The organism is Capsulimonas sp., from assembly GCF_039929585.1.
Classification (GTDB): domain Bacteria; phylum Armatimonadota; class Armatimonadia; order Armatimonadales; family Capsulimonadaceae; genus Capsulimonas.
In genome coordinates, this window is the sequence record NZ_JBDSQY010000345.1 from 18,885 (window position 1) to 34,404 (window position 15,520).

At 57.2% G+C, this 15,520-nt stretch carries 11 protein-coding genes and 1 pseudogene; 4 read left to right on the forward strand and 8 right to left on the reverse strand.

Features of this window, described 5'->3' with window-relative positions; all coding sequences use genetic code 11:
* Positions 1-22: 22 nt before the first annotated feature.
* The 3 genes from ABIZ35_RS26565 to ABIZ35_RS26575 all read left to right on the forward strand — a co-directional run bounded on the left by ABIZ35_RS26565 (position 23) and on the right by ABIZ35_RS26575 (position 6,147).
* Positions 23-3,088, forward strand: coding sequence for a PAS domain S-box protein (locus ABIZ35_RS26565; protein WP_348222962.1), 3,066 nt, complete (start codon positions 23-25; stop codon positions 3,086-3,088).
* Between the two features lie 99 nt (positions 3,089-3,187).
* On the forward strand, positions 3,188-3,604 hold the full coding sequence (locus ABIZ35_RS26570; RefSeq protein WP_348222963.1) for a BlaI/MecI/CopY family transcriptional regulator: 417 nt from the start codon (positions 3,188-3,190) through the stop codon (positions 3,602-3,604).
* Positions 3,601-6,147, forward strand: coding sequence for a M56 family metallopeptidase (locus ABIZ35_RS26575; RefSeq protein WP_348222964.1), 2,547 nt, complete (start codon positions 3,601-3,603; stop codon positions 6,145-6,147). Before ABIZ35_RS26570 ends, ABIZ35_RS26575 begins: the two co-directional genes overlap by 4 nt.
* Here the strand turns inward: ABIZ35_RS26575 and ABIZ35_RS26580 are convergent.
* Together ABIZ35_RS26580 and ABIZ35_RS26585 are read right to left on the reverse strand one after the other, a co-directional pair.
* On the reverse strand, positions 6,144-6,485 hold the full coding sequence (locus ABIZ35_RS26580) for a hypothetical protein (RefSeq protein ID WP_348222965.1): 342 nt from the start codon (positions 6,483-6,485) through the stop codon (positions 6,144-6,146). The genes ABIZ35_RS26575 and ABIZ35_RS26580 overlap by 4 nt on opposite strands.
* 110 nt (positions 6,486-6,595) lie before the next feature.
* On the reverse strand, positions 6,596-8,071 hold the full coding sequence (locus ABIZ35_RS26585) for a hypothetical protein (protein ID WP_348222966.1): 1,476 nt from the start codon (positions 8,069-8,071) through the stop codon (positions 6,596-6,598).
* Positions 8,072-8,355: 284 nt separating this feature from the next.
* Here ABIZ35_RS26585 and ABIZ35_RS26590 point away from each other — a divergent pair, with 284 nt between their 5' ends.
* The gene (locus tag ABIZ35_RS26590; RefSeq protein WP_348222967.1) at positions 8,356-9,309 is read left to right on the forward strand and encodes a DUF2971 domain-containing protein; all 954 of its coding nucleotides are present in this window, start codon (positions 8,356-8,358) and stop codon (positions 9,307-9,309) included.
* Positions 9,310-9,313: 4 nt separating this feature from the next.
* Here ABIZ35_RS26590 and ABIZ35_RS26595 read toward each other — a convergent pair whose 3' ends face one another.
* The 6 genes and pseudogenes from ABIZ35_RS26595 to ABIZ35_RS26620 form a co-directional block, all read right to left on the reverse strand.
* A complete protein-coding gene (locus tag ABIZ35_RS26595) occupies positions 9,314-9,730 on the reverse strand; it encodes a cytochrome c (protein WP_348222968.1) in 417 nt (138 codons plus the stop codon).
* Between the two features lie 133 nt (positions 9,731-9,863).
* On the reverse strand, positions 9,864-10,676 hold the full coding sequence (locus ABIZ35_RS26600) for a DUF1559 domain-containing protein (protein ID WP_348222969.1): 813 nt from the start codon (positions 10,674-10,676) through the stop codon (positions 9,864-9,866).
* 275 nt (positions 10,677-10,951) lie between these two features.
* Positions 10,952-13,780 (reverse strand): pitrilysin family protein, encoded by a 2,829-nt coding sequence (locus ABIZ35_RS26605; protein WP_348222970.1) that lies wholly within the window; start codon positions 13,778-13,780, stop codon positions 10,952-10,954.
* An 80-nt stretch (positions 13,781-13,860) separates the two neighbouring features.
* Positions 13,861-14,193 carry a hypothetical protein gene (locus ABIZ35_RS26610; protein WP_348222971.1) on the reverse strand — a complete coding sequence of 111 codons (333 nt, stop codon included), beginning with the start codon at positions 14,191-14,193 and terminating at the stop codon, positions 13,861-13,863.
* A 183-nt stretch (positions 14,194-14,376) separates the two neighbouring features.
* Positions 14,377-15,207, reverse strand: coding sequence for an ABC transporter permease subunit (locus ABIZ35_RS26615; protein ID WP_348222972.1), 831 nt, complete (start codon positions 15,205-15,207; stop codon positions 14,377-14,379).
* Positions 15,204-15,520 (reverse strand): annotated as a pseudogene (locus tag ABIZ35_RS26620) (hypothetical protein); the annotation flags it as partial. The gene ABIZ35_RS26615 and the pseudogene ABIZ35_RS26620, both read right to left, overlap by 4 nt.

The window sequence follows — 15,520 nt, forward strand, 5'->3', positions numbered from 1 at the left end:
AGGCCAAGGACAGCACGAAGACATGACCTCACGGATGGAGGAGATTCTCGGCGCCTTGGACGATGCGTGCGTGGCGCTGGATGGGGATTGGCGGATTGTCTACGCCAACGCCGAAGCGGCGCGGCTGGCGGGTGAGTCGGTCGAGGCGCTGATCGGCCTCAATCACTGGGAAAAGTGGCCCGAACTGCTCGGGACACGCCTGGAGGAAGAATACCGCCGGGTTGCGCGCGAACAGACGACGGCGCATTTTGAACACCAGCTCGTGTTTCCGGAGGGCCGTGAACCATTGTGGCTGGAGCTTCGCGTCCATCCCAGCGCTCAGGGCGGCGTGATCCTCTTTTTTCGCGATATCAACGCTCGGAAACAAGCCGACGCGCTGGCGGCGGCGCATCTGCGGCGTGAGACGCTGATCAAGCGCATTGCGGAATCCGCGCTCCGCGCCGAGCAGGCTCGAACGGTGCTGGAAACCGCCGTCGCCGGACTGGCCGAAGAGCTAGGACTGGACCGATGCTACTATGTCCTGCATGATTCCGCGCGGAGTGTGGGAACGGTAATCTGCGAGTGGCGCCGGTCCGATCTGCCCTCCGTCGCCGGAGAATACGTGCTGGCGAACTACGGCGACAATATCTCCGCCTTCTACCAGCTAGGCCATATTCAAGTCGTCGATGACGCCAATGCGCCCGACCTCGCCGCGAAAATCCCTCTTTCAAAACGACTGCTCGACCGGGTGGGGCTAACTGCCCTGATCCGCGCGCCGCTCTCCGCCGGATCTGCGATCACCGCCCTGGTGGGCGGGATGTCGGACGGCCCTCGCGTGTGGACCCCGGAAGAGATCGCGCTGGTGCAGGTGGTAGCCTCGGAGACGGCGGAAGTCGTGCAAGCGTTGCAGGTTCAGGAAAGGAACCGGCGCATCGCCATGGTGCTGCAGGATGCGCTCCAGCCCCGGATCGCGCACGATGTTCCCGGCGTGAGTATCGACGTTTACCTCAAGCCGGCGCTCGACGAAGCCAATGTTGGCGGCGATTTCTATGATATTTTCCCCGTTCAGCAAGGCCGATACGCGTTTGTCATCGGCGACGTCTCCGGCAAGGGGCTGGAGGCGGCGGCGCAGGTTTCCACCGTCCGCAATATGCTGCGCGCGTTTCTCTATCAAGGCGCGTCGCCCAGCCAGGCGGCGGCGTACCTGAACGACGTCGTGACGGCCAACGATCTGCTCGTCGGTTTCGCCACGCTCTTTGTCGGTGTATACGATATGCGCGATCGCTCCCTGCGCTATGCCCTCTGCGGGCATGAGCTTCCGATCGTGCTGAGCGGCGACGATGTCCGGACGCTGGAGACCTGCGGTCCGCCCATTGGCGTCGGCCGCGGCGCGACCTACACGGAGAACAGCATCGCGCTGATGCCCGGAGACCTTCTGGCGCTGTACACGGACGGGCTTTCCGAAGCCGGCCCAGATTGGCGAACGCTGCTTGGTTCCGATGGGCTGACGAGCATCCTGCGCCGGCGCTTCTCCAACGGCCAAATCGAGGGAATGGCCACCGGCGTCGTCACCGACGTCGCGGCGTTTGCGGAAGGCCGCCTTCGCGACGACGCCTGTCTGATCCTCATGGAATGGGGCGAAGCAGAAGTGCTGGCAGCGCATTCCCTAACGCTGATCGATCACACGCAAAGCCGCGTCAGCCCCACCTCGCCCAATACTCCGCAAGAGCCTGTTCCTGCAGTGTCTTTGCCCATCCGGCCCTGGGGTGAGCGCCATCTCGACGAGCAGTTCCGGCTCCTGGTCGAGAGTGTCGCCGATTACGCAATCTTTCTGCTCGATCCGCATGGACAGATCAAGACATGGAATAAGGGCGCCGAGCGGATCAAAGGATACGCGGCGTCCGAGATCATCGGGAAGCACTTCTCGATCTTCTACACGACGGAGGATGTCCAGCGCGGACATCCCCTGGACGAACTCGCCATCGCCACTGCCGAAGGCCGTTACGAAGAAGAAGGCTGGCGGATACGCAAGGACGGCTCGCGCTTCTGGGCGAACGTCGTGATTACCGCGCTGAGGGACGAGAGTGGAGGACTTTACGGCTTCGCCAAGGTGACCCGTGACTTCACCGAGCGCCGCCGGGCCGAGCAGCATCTGCGCCGCAGCGAGGAGCGGTTCCGCCTCCTGGTGCAGGGCGTGCGCGATTATGCGATCTTTATGATGGATCCCAGCGGCATCGTTGCAAGCTGGAACGAGGGAGCGCAGCGCATCAAGGGGTACACGCCGCACGAGATCGTTGGCCAGCACTTCTCGCGATTTTACACGCCCGAGGATATTGTCTTCGGCAAACCGGAACGAGAACTCGCCATCGCCACTGCCGAAGGCCGTTACGAAGAAGAAGGCTGGCGGATACGCAAGGACGGCTCGCGCTTCTGGGCGAACGTCGTTCTCACCGCACTCAAAGACGAGAGCGGAGGTCTCTACGGCTTCGCCAAAGTGACTCGCGACATCACCGACCGCCGCCACGCTGAGGAAGTCCGGATCCAAAATATGCGCGACCAGATATCCCGGTCGTTTCTGCGCGATATCCTCTACAGTGTTACGGAAGGTCGGCTGCGGTTTTGCGAGAATGACAGTGAACTGCCTGCCCGCGCCCCGTGTCGCATCAACGACACGGAGTTCGATCGCTTCGGTCTGGCCGGCGTGCGCGCCGATGTCCGATCGGCCGCGACGTCGCTTGGCATTTCCGATCAGCGTCTCAATGACCTGGTGACGGCGGTCTCGGAAGCGGCGATGAACGCCGTGGTGCACGCGAAGAGCGCGCAATACTCCGTTTGCGAGCATCGGGAGGCCATTCAGGTCTGGATCAAGGATTACGGCAACGGCATTGAGATCAGTCAGCTCCATCGCGCCACGCTGGAGCGCGGCTTCACTACCGAAGATAGCCTTGGTCACGGCTTCTGGCTGATGCTGCATACCTGCGACCGAATTTGGCTCCACTCATCCTCCGCCGGCACCACACTCGTACTGGAGCAGGACACCGTTCCACCCGACCCACTCTGGCTCGGTCAGCCGCGCGACGTCAGCCAATTTGTGAATTTCGGCGTCTGAAAATCCTGTGCTAAAATATTTCGCATCAATCCTTGACAGGGAAGGCGTCTAATGCTAAACTATTTAGCATTAGACGCCTTTTTGTTTGGGAGATCCGAAATGAACAAAGTATTGCCGCACCAGCTCAGCCGTCGCGAGCGCCAGATCATGGACATTATCTACGCGCGCGGCGAGGCGACCGTCGCCGAGGTGCTGGAAGCGATGTCCGATCCTCCCAGTTATTCCTCGGTGCGCGCCTTGATGCGCATTTTAGAGGAAAAGGGCCAGCTGCGTCATACCGAAGCCGGCGCGAAGTACGTTTACAAACCCACGGAATCCTGGACAGCCGTGGCGAAGTCGGCCATCGAGAACGTCGTGCATACGTTCTTCGGCGGCAGTGTGGAGTCGGCGGTCGCGACGCTGCTGGCGAACCAGCAAATGCGGCCCACGGATGAAGAACTCAGCCGTCTGGAGGGATTGATCCAGCAGGCAAAATCCAAAGAGCAAAACGTACCAGAAGAGGGGACAAACGAATGAGCGCGCTCCTCAATCAGCCTCTCGTCATTCTTTTCCTCAAAAACACGCTGCTCCTGCTTGCCGCGATGGTCCTTACCCGCGTGATGCGGCGCGCGTCGTCGGCGGCGCGGCATATCGTCTGGGCGTCGGCCATCGCTGGCGTGCTCTTCCTGCCCTTGCTCTCAATCTCGCTTCCCACATGGCAAGTCACCTACACGGCGCGCCCTGCCATCGCCTCGCCACAGTACAACTCGCCTGCTTCCCAGTCCTTCGCGGCGCCCGCAAAATTAGAAGTCACGCCTGTGACCGCTCCAGCCGCTTTCTCCAAGAAAACGACGTCCTCTCATGGGGACGCCGACGCATCCATGGCCGCGCCCCAAACCAACGCTGTTTCCGTAAATTCAGTATCCCATGTGAACTGGCTGGGCTGGCTCACGTTCTTCTGGGCGACGGGCGCCGTTCTCACCCTGGCGCGCTTTGTCGTGGGGTTGACCCAAGTCGCTCGCGCCAAGCGTGAGAGCAGGCCATTGGAAGACCGCATGAACGCGCTGGTTCGGGATACGAAAGCCCTCGCCGGTGTTCGCCGGACAGTCGATATCCTTCGCGCCGCGCCGCGCGGCGTGGCGGTCCCGATCACCTGGGGCGTTTTGCGTCCCGTCATTTTGCTGCCCGCGCAATCGGTCGACTGGTCCGACGATTGCCTGCGCACGGTCCTGCTGCACGAACTAGCGCACATTGCCCGCTGGGACTGGCTCACGCACTGCACCTCCCGCCTCGCCTGCGCCCTCTACTGGTTCCACCCACTCGTCTGGTTCGCCGCCCGTCAGGCCCGCGAAGCCAGCGAACGCGCTTGTGACGACTGCGTTTTGCAGGCGGGCGTCGCTCCTACGGAATACGCCCAGCGCCTGATCGATGTTTTGAAATCTTTGCCCGCAGGCGCCAAGCCTCAGACTGTGGCGATCGCCATGGCGCTGCCGCGCGAGACGGAAGGGCGCATCCGCGCCATCCTTGCGGCTGGTCTGAACCGGCGCTCGCTTGGTCGTAAGCGCATCCTTGCCGCCGCCATTCTTGTCGCCGCAGTCGTTTTTCCTGTCTCGGCCCTGCGCCCACTGGCCCGAACTTACGGCGCCTCGCCTTCTCACAAGCCACCGATGGACCTCGCCGAGGCGGAAGCGCTCATCCATCTTGCCGGCGCTCCGATGCCGTCGACACCTGGCAAACTCGAAACGCGCCGGCGCAGCCGGGGTATTCTGACCTTCGTCTACCTGCGTGAAGTGGCGTGTCAGCGCGATGAGCATCGCCCCGTTACGATGAACATCGAACACGACAGCAAGGGGCGGGAAGTTTACGCCTTTCATGATGCGCGGACCAAGAAGACATTTCACGACGGCGCCAAGTATCGAAACCTGATCGCCCGCAGCCCCGTCATTGTGACGGACGCCGATGTGGTGGAGGCGCAGGCGGAGATGAGCGGGGCGACCATGCATGAACCCAGCGTGCGGATTACGTTCGGCGCTAAAGGTATGCGAAAGTTCGCGGCGTGGACGAAGGCTCATGTCGGTGAGCTCTTGGGCATTGTGGTGGATGGGCGCATCCTATCCGCACCGAATATCAACACGGCCATCACGGGAACGGACTGCTCGATTGCGGGCAGCTTTCACAATCTGGCCGAGGCGCAGGCGCTCGCTGCCCGCCTGAATGCGGGCGCGAAGCCAGCGCCGCATATCGTTGTCGGCTCCAGCGATCGCGTAGTTATCACCAATAGCGACACCGCCACGCTGGCTAGCGGCGCCGTAGTCCATATTGCTGGTGTGCGCCGGGCCGTTCGCTTAGGGAAACTTTGGGATCTATCGGCGGAATCGTGGAAGAACGCCCAGGGGGATTCAATCGCCGCCCCAGACGCGGCCGATCCGATCTATTGGACAAGAGCGGATTCAACCCACTGGACAAGCCCGGCCGATCCCTGGGCCAAGGACATTCCCACGCAATTGCTCTATACGGTCCAGTCACCGGTCGTCGATTACAGTGAATATCGGGAGGTAATCTCAGGCTCCGATACCGCTGGCCTAGTCATGCGCGCCAATCACCTCGACCGCAAAATGAATTCGATGGATCGTCTGCCGCCCGATGCAAAATCATGCTCCATCCGTATCGGCGTCGCCACCGCGCCCTGGCAAACGGTCGCGACTCTGCCGGTTGCCGGCAGCGCCGCGTTCGTTCCGTCTCGTGCTGTGGACGCAAAGCACCTTACCGCCCTGGTCCTGTACGATCAGCCTTCACTGCGCTATGTGGATAAGCTGGGCGGAATCCATGTCGCGCCGATGCTTCCCGGGGATAGCAAGCTTGGGAATGTCGCGCGCCGACTGGTCGCTGTATATCGTAATGGAGAAACCATTTCGCTGGACAGCAAGGCAACGCCGGAATTTCCCTTACGGATTAACTACGGAATCTATCGCCTGAACCCAAAAGCCGTGCGAAAAAACATCGTCTCGGTCCAGCTTCAGATACGGCCGTACGAGATCGTTGAATTTCACGGCGTCTCACTGAAGCCGCGCCGAAATTAGCGTCGCGCTGTAATGGGCGAGAGATGGTAAAAAACAGACACGAAGATAGCGATCAGGCCAAGAAGGACGCCCGCGCCCAGGAAATTCGCCCAGCGCGGGTAATCCTTCCGTTCTTTACCATAGACCAGGATGGCGGCGACGAGCGCGGGGAACCCCAGTATTCCCAGAGCGCCCATCCAATAGCCGCCGATCCCGACCGAGGCAAGAACCACGCCGCCGACAAAAGCAACCGCCAGCGACTCCGGCCGGTTCATCTTGTCCATGGACGGCGGCGCGGCGTCGTTCAAATCAATCGGCGGCCAGCCGATCTCAATAGGCGCGGAAGACTGATCGTCCATTGTCATTGCTTCCACCATTCCCTGCGTCATCAATCTGACATCAGAGTGTAAGTCTTGGGAGGAGGTTTTTTACTAATGGGTACTCGTGATATCGAGCTTTTAATATTGAGTTATGGTTTACTACCGATTTTTTCAAAATCAAAACCGGTAAACACGCCAAAATCAAAAGCATCTCGAAAAAGCTTAGTTACGTTCCTGCTGCGTTCTTTCAAGCGTGTGCGAAGTTCGTCGACACTTGGAACATCGAGTGCTTTGGCGATACGAATAGCCTCTGTCTGTCGCTCTGCTTGAAATAGGAATTTAGGTGTTAATGAATCGAGGTATGTTACTGATCGTGGAATCCACCCTCTGCTATCATACTGCATATCAGAAATTTCAGTGCGAAGCCATAAGAAATAGTCAGCGCTTATGAATAGATTGAACGGCATTACGGTCGTGAGTGGCCCATTTTTATGTCGCCTCTCAAGGATTTGCCCTTGGGGGTGATTCCACTGTGGAATTTGTTGATTGTTCCAATTATCAAGTGTCCTGATAAATACGGGAAAACTATCAATGTTTATCATTTCCGCTTCGCCTCGTCTGTTTTTATCAATATAAATTTGTTCGGTGAAAATATTACCAATAATTTCCCATCGATTTTCATTCATCAAGCATGCAATAAATGTGACAAATGTTTCATGGCATATAAATTTGGCTAGATCTTGATCAAAAATAGACGGAGGCATACCTCCGGGTGGAATAACCGAAATGTCATTAAAATAGCTCTTGTAAATTTTACCGAAGCTGGAGTATAGTGATTGAATGGTGGCTAGATCACCCCAGTGCGATATGGCACGGCAGATTCTACTGAATTGTTCAACTAAAGGAACAGAGTCATTCAGTGCAGCAATAAATAAATCATTAATTCCTGTTTTTTCATCAGGAGTAGTGCGGTGCTTAGGGTTAAGTCTCCCAAGACGATATACAAAGTTGGTCGTGTATTCGTCGATCAAATAGATCGATCTGCCCTCCTTATTTTCGATAGCCTGTAATGTCTGTTCATATAGGGATGGTGCAATTGATTCAATTGTTGTGTCAGTCACGTGATGATCAATAACAGCTCTTAAAGCCATCACAAGTTTTCCTGCTAAATCACGCCTTGCTTCCCCGCGCCGATCTTCCGGACCGCATTTATATTGTATCACTCTCCGCATACGTAGATCAAATGGTAGTTGTTCTACACTTCCGTAAGCTGAATTTACAATAAAAATGACACGTGCCTGACCAAGATTTTGACGTGCAAGCGCCCAACCTGTTTCGACCAGAACGTTTGGGTTTGGCGTAGGCCGATCTGTACTGCCCGAAGAAGTGATTATTGAGATGTCTGCGACAAAGGCATGAGCAACATTTATTTTATCGAAAATTGTGCCTGCAATATCAGGGCTGCCAGGAATGCCGGAGGTGTCTCGCTCAATGACAGGCTCAACAATGATTTCATCATCTTTGTGTAATGACTTCACCGCCTCTTCGAGCGCCTCTTGGATTAATCCACGGTTTTCGGCATTGGGAAGGTCGCTCTGCCATGAGTAAAAAATTACAAACTTCATACTTAATGTCCTCAAGGCGATTATACCGTCTCTATGGTCGCGTGTCCGCTTTATCATTAAACATTTTTTGCCCCACCAACGTCTGCGTGACCAGATGTGACGCTAGCGGGCAAGTCGTTGAGCGAGAGATAATCGTTGTTGTCACTTTCACATGTGGATGCATTGTTAGACAAAATCAGGAATTATTTTCCTCATGACAGAGGAATTTTCAGCAGGTTTGTCGAATTGCAATTTTAACATAATCTAGTACCTTTAGTACTGTGAAAATGTGAAAGGTTCTATGCATGTCTGATACAATTACTCTTGATCAACTCCGCGAGTTGTACCCAATTATTAATCACGAATACAGTAAGTATGTTGGCCCTTTAAGTGCACAATTTTTGCCTCAGCGTCGTGCTGGGGATCCTCCTCTCCCAATACTTTATCACTATTCCGACGTAAACGCTTTAAAGGGTGTTATTGAAAACCATTCAATTTGGGCTACTAATTGTGGCTATATGAATGACCGCTCGGAGGTATTATACGGTACTGAGGCATTATCTGGTGCCTTGATTGCCAGCCAGTCAGTTATATTAAATCAAAAGATGCCAATTGACCAACAAATATTTGACAATTTAATACTATCACTTCAAGAACATAATGGTTTTCGATGTTATGCAGCTTGTTTGTCCTTTAATGGTGACCAGCTCAGTCAATGGCGTGGATATGGTTGTTTTGGAAGCGGATATAGTATTGGGTTTGACGCGCTAAGTCTGACCCATGATTTTTCTACGATCGCAGAACCGATCGAATTGAGCTATGATCCGAAAAGTCTGCAAAACACGGCTGCAACATTTGTTTCATATTTAACAAATGTTCTTCAGTCTATACCTGAACATTTGAAAATTGTTGGAGCTGATGTTATTCGACAGTTCCTTGAATTGCATATCACTTCATACGCAATTCGGTACAAACACTATAAATTTGAAGAAGAACGTGAGTTTAGATTTGCAGTATCAGAATCTCCTGATGATCCTATACCACTTGATGATATCAAACTCCGTACATCGAATAATCTTGTAGTGCCTTATCTTACTTTGGGAAAAGGATCACACGAGATTTTACCTATTCGTGAGATTATAATTGGTCCAAGGTTAGATCATGAGAAAGCCGAATACTCTGTGCGTAAACTACTTCAGCAGAATGGATATGATTTATCAACGATTACTATAAAACCTTCAGAGATACCGTTTGTGTAACCTCTTAGTTCCGAGTCGCCATGTACGACGCCAGGGCGCGCAGTTCGTCCGGGGATAGTTTGTCGTAGTTCCCCATATCGGAGTTCGGATGGATGCGCTTGTGCTCGCGTAGATTGGACATCTGCCACGCAATATCGGCGTTGCGCCGGCCTTCGTGCAGCAGATCGGGGACGCCGCCGATGGGGACGCCGGTCATGCTGTGACATCCGGTGCATTTCTCACGCTTGTAGATGGCTTCGCCCTGGACGAGCGTCGCGGCGTCGACTGTGGGGATGGGGACGCGGGGGCCGGAGGGGGGCAGGGCGCCTTGCAGAATGGCGTGCGGCTGGAACCGAAACACCCCAATGACCACGGCGGCCAGGACGATCACGCCCGCGCCGATCGCGACGGCGCGCAGGCCGGCGTCTTTCACTTGCTTCATTTCTTCTCCCGTAATAACACAGTCCTATTCTACCGCGCGGCGCCGCATTTCCTTAGGGATGGCGCCGGAAACGAGTTCGGCCCTCATTCCCATTGGGAATGAGGGCCGAAATGTGTTTGCCGACGGTGATGGCTTAGTTGTTGTAAGTGAAGCCCATGCAGATGTTCTTGGTCGGATCGTTCGTGATACACGCGCCCGAGCCGTCGCACTTGGATGTGGGGGAGGCCGGTGACGGATAGCGGTGGATAAGATTACAGCCGGTCAGGTCCGCGCTCTTCCAGATCGTCTCGGGGCGCAGGGCCTTGGCGTGGCCGTCGAAGAACGCGCAGTTCATGGAGCCCTGGTGGCGGCTCGCGTACTTCAGCATGCGGGTCGGCTGTGTCGGCTCGGCGGACATATCGCCGTCCCACACCTCAAACCAGGTTTCGCCGTTCGCCACGCCCGCAAGGTTCTTGTCCCACTTCTCGGTGACGACGATGGTGTCGGCCGGAACATCGATCTGAGCCAGCGACAGGCCCTCGGCGGAGTCCGCGGCGGCGTAGGAGCGCAGGATCGTCGAACCGTCGGGCATCACGTTCGCGGTCGGGCCGGGATCGCTCGGGCAGGTGTAAACGCCCTTCGCCTTGATGTACGGATAGATCACGTTGTACCACTGTGCGTTAATGGCGGGGGCGGTGGTTCCCGCGCCGACGATTGCGCTGGTGCGGATCTTCCCAAGGTTCGCCGCGCTGCTGGCCCCTCGGAAGAACAGCGTCTCGTCATTGTCCTGGATATACATCTGGACGCCGAGCCCAATCTGCTTCATGTTGGACATACATGAGATTGATCGCGCTTTTTCGCGAGCCTGGGCAAACACCGGGAACAAGATCGCGGCAAGAATCGCAATAATAGCGATGACGACGAGTAATTCAATTAACGTGAAACCACGTCGAAGCAGGGTGGGCATGTGTCTCTCCGGTGCAGGCGATAATTTGTGAAGCAATCTGGAGACGGATGGCAATGTTTATTTGCCGTATCCGATGGATTTAGTCTCCGATTAACTTGGTCGGCAATAGGATAGCATTTCGCCGGAGGGTTTGTCAAGGGGGATTAGATTATTTTAATGAAGAGATATTTTGGCGAATATAAGATAGCCGGCGGTTTTAACCGCCGGCTTCTTCATTCGCCAGGCATTCAGATGTTGGTTAACCTAGCGAGCATTCACCCGTTCGCTAATCTAAATTACTTCGTGTTCGTATACTTCCCAGTATATGTCCCCGAGATCGCCAGCACGCCCGAACCGGGTTTCAGGTACTTCTTCGCGGCGGCGTTGACTTGGTCGACGGTCACCGCGCGGTAGAGGTCGTTGCGCTTCTGGATGTAGTCCAGGCCCAGGCCGTAAACCTGGGTGGTGAGAAGCTGGCCGGCGACAGCGGAGTTGGTGGAGAGGGTGACGGCGTAGGAGCCGGTCAGGTAGGAGATCGCCTGCGCGACTTCGTCCTTCGTCACCCCCTTGTCGTGGATCATCTGCACCTGGCTCAGCATCTCGTCGGCGGCTTTGTCCACGTTGGCCGGATTGCTGCCGTAACGTACGCCGAACGGACCTTCGCCTAGGCGTGCGTCCACGGAGGAGGTGATGCCGTAGACGAGACCCATCTTGTCGCGCACGCTCAGGCCCAGGCGCGACGCCAGGGTGCCGCCGCCGAGGATGAAGTTGAGCACGTTTTCCGCGTAGAAGTCTGGATCGCTGCGCTTAAGACCGCCGGGGAAGCCGTAACGGACATCCACCTGCGCCTTATCGGGGACGGGGATGACGATCGTTTGGAACGGCCCCGTCGGGGCCGCAACAGCCGGGATCGAGATGTCGGGCAGATCGCCCTTCTTCGCCCAGTCGCCAAAGTATTTCTTCACGCCGTCGATCGCCGTCTGCGTGTCCACATCACCGACAATCGTCAGCACCATCTTATCCGGGGCGTAGTGCGCGGCGTAAAACGCGGCGAGGTCGTCGCGGGTCACACCCTTCACGAACGCTTCCTGCTCATCCAGGGTAGGGGAGCTGTACGGGTGGGTGCTGGGGTAGATGGCGTTGCGGAACGCGATGCCGACCAATGTCCCGGTGTTGGAGCGCGCCGAATCGATACCCGCGAGGGTCTGGCGGCGCGCTTTTTCCAGCTCATCCGCAGGAAATGACGCGTGGCGCAGCTCGTCGGAAAGCACATCGAGAAGGGTATCGAAGTTCTTGGACAGACCGTGCCCGCCCAGCGAGACGAACTCATCGCCGCCGCCGACGGAAACGGAAGAGCCTCCGCCTTCCAGGATTTTGGCGATATCCAATAGCGAACGCGACTGTGTGCCGCGCGAGAGCTGCGACGCCGTGAAGCCCGCGAGGCCGCGCTTGTCCGCAGGCTCGAAGATGGAGCCCGCGCTCATCAGCGCGCCGGCGATGGAGACGGTGGGCGTGGCGTGGTTCTCCTGAACGATCACCGTCACGCCGTTGTCCAGCACGACTTTTGTCGGCAGCGCGCCCTTGGCGGGGGCGGCGTCCGCCATCACACGCGCGCCGCGTGTCGCGACTGGACGAGACATGTGGTAGTCGGACAGATTGACCTTTGCCGGCTTGGGATCGACCCATGCGGTTGGCGCGGCTGTCGTGAGACCGCCGCCGCCGCGCGCGGTGTCGCCGCCGCCCGCCGGGCGGATCGGCTCGAAGTAGCCGACGTTGCGGTTGCGCTCGACAAAATACTTCTGGGCCACGCGCTGGATGTCGGTCTTGGTCACCTTGCGCAGGTTCTCCAAATAGTACTCGCCGCGACGCCAGTCGCCGCGCATGGCGTCCTCACCCAGAAGACTCCCTTGCGCGGAAACTGATTCCTTGCCGAACACATATCCCGCCTCCGCTTGATTGAGCGCGCGGGCCAGTTCTTCGTCCGTGATCGGCTCCGTCTTCAGTTTCTCTATTTCCGCGAGCAGCGCTTTTTCCAGTTCGGGGTTGGTGTGACCCGGCTGCGCGGACGCGCCGATCTGGAGGAGTTCTGGATCGCGCAGGCCGATGTCGCCGGCGTCGGTGTCCGACGCCAGTCCGGTCTGGACGAGATCCTGGAAGAAGCGCGCCGTCCGCCCGCCGTTCAGAACCGTTTCAATCACATCGAGGGTATAGCGATCCGGATCCATCACGCCGGGGATATGGTAGGCGATCTCGATCTGCGGGGTCGTTCCGGCGCGGGAAACCAGCACGCGGCGCTCGCCTTCCTGGACAGGCTCGGGCGTCAGGAAGTGCTCAGAGACGGGGTGGGGCTTCATCGATCCGAAGTACTTGCGCACCATTTCCACGGCCTTCGCCGTATCGATGTCGCCGACGATCACGACCGTGGCGTTGTTGGGCGTGTAGTAGTTCTTGTAATAATCGTACATCTCGTCGCGCGTGAAGTTCTCAATGTCCGACCGGAAGCCAATCGTATTCCATCGGTATGGATGTACCTGGAACGCCGCCAACCGTACGGCTTTGTCCAGCGCCTGCCCGGGATTGTTCTCGCCGGCTTCATACTCCGACCGGACGACCGTCATCTCTTTTTGATGCTGGGCTTCGTCGTAAAGTGAATTGACCATGCGGTCCGACTCGATCTTCATCGCCGTTTCTAATCGGTCCGAGGCGAGCGTCTCATGATACTCGGTCCGGTCGAAGTAGGTGGAGGCGTTGAATTCGGCGCCGTTGGCCTGGAGGGTGGAGCTGATGACGCCGGGGCCGCGCGACTTGGTCCCCTTGAACATCATGTGCTCCATCAGGTGGCTCATGCCGGTCTGACCGACCTGCTCGTTGACGGAGCCGACCTTGTACCACACGGAAAAATAGACAACAGGCGCCGCATGCACTTCCTTGGTCAGGATGGTCAGACCATTGGGCAGCGTGGTTTCGCGGATGCCATTGACAAGCGTCGGCTTGCTGGCGGCCTTGTTGGCCTGGGTAATGGCGGCGGCGGTTGGAGCGGTTTGCTCCTGCGCCTGCGCGGACAGGCCGGGGAACAGCACGTAACTGAGAAGAGCGAACGGGATCAACGCGGTCGATTTCGTCATGGTGTCTTCAGTCCTGTCTTGGTGAGATGCGATTCGCCATTATACCTATTTCAGTCTAAACTGATTATCAAAAGATCCTTTCAAGGCAGGAGATTGCGGGACCGCGTCTCATAATTCGGGCGGGAGCCGCCGGTCATCTCGGTCACCATCGATCCCAGAAGGAAACCGATTCCTACATTGGAGGCGCATTGCCATACCGCAGGCGTATTGATGGAGAGAACGCCTTGGTCGTGCATCGCGATAGGAATCGCCATGCCAATCTGGCGCACGCTTTCGGCGCTGAGCGTGGTTTGCGCCTTTTCGCGGACGGCCGTAAACACTGGAACGAGCAGGGTGGCGAAAATGGCGACGAACGCGGTGTAGATCAAAAGTTCACTCAGCGTAAATCTTCCGCGTATGTTTTTGTTCTTCATGTCTAAGCTTATGTTTTCTCGGCAATTGGACTTATGTGTACAGATAGTATATAGTAAAATTTTATATATGTCAAGGGAGAGTGCATGTCTCGTGAGGATTTTTTGTGGAGAGGTGTGAACAAAAAAAAGCCGCCCCTTCACGCTGTCCGAAGACAGTATGAAGAGGCGGCCGGGTGTATGGAGTTACAAATCGCGCTTTTGGAAGATGTAGATCCCTGCGGCGAGCGCCGCCGCGATATAGAACAGGATATACACCATGTCGGCGGTGGGCGCTTCGACTGCTTTTGCTCCGAGCGTCGCCATCGTGCTCATATCGAGTCCGGCGTCTCCAAGGCCGCGCGTGATCCAGTGGTTCATCTTGCCCAGCGGCAAGATGTAGCCAACGATCTGCCCGATCGTCTTCAGCACCGGCGCGCTCAATAGCATTGCAAGCCCCGTCAGAAAATTCTCGGAGAGCGCAACTCCAGCGGTGATCAGCGCCAGGCCCGCCGAAAGCGCGTGGGTGGCGAACGACGAGAAGAACAGTGTCAGGGTTGCGAACACAACTGGAAAGAGAAATGTCGCCAGGATGCCCACGAAAATCCTTGGGAAGAACAGATGCGTCTGGATGTAGATCGCGACGATCAGGATCAGCGACCAGACTAGAACGCTGGCGCCGAGCAAACCCAGAAGGCCGAGCCACTTGCCCAGGTAGATGGCGACGCGCGGCAGGGGCTTTGGGGCTACGATGGACAGTACGCCTCGGTCGACTTCCGCCGTAATCGCGCCGGCCGCCAGTGTGATGGCCAGGACCGAGGCGAAAAATTTGATGACGCCGCAGCCCACCCAGGCGAGGGTTTTGGCGGTCCGCGCCTGCTCGGCGTACAACTCCTGCCCTGTTAACCCATGCCCGACGTGCAGCGGAAGTAAGGCGAAGAGCACGAAGATCAGAGCCACGAGCAGCGAGGCGATAAACACGCGGCGGCGGACCGCCTCTTTGATGGTAAGACCGGCGAGGGTCCAGACAGCGTTCATACGGCTCCCTCCGTCTCCACGACGCGGATAAACAGATCTTCCAAAGATTCTCGGATCGGCGTCAGAGACATTAATTTCCCCCCGCTTCCCACGACGGCTGCGACCAAGTCAGGAATGATTCCATCTTCCGTGATGCTGGCCGTCACCATCTCGCCCTGCGCGTCCACCGTTCGCGCCAGGCTGCCAAGAGCGCGCATCAGCGCCGGGCTCTGGTTCAAAATCCGCATCTGCACCGTGGCGGGGGCGGCGAGCAGGTCGTCGATCTTGCCCTGCTTCACTACCTGACCCGCTTTCAAGATGGCGACCTGATCGC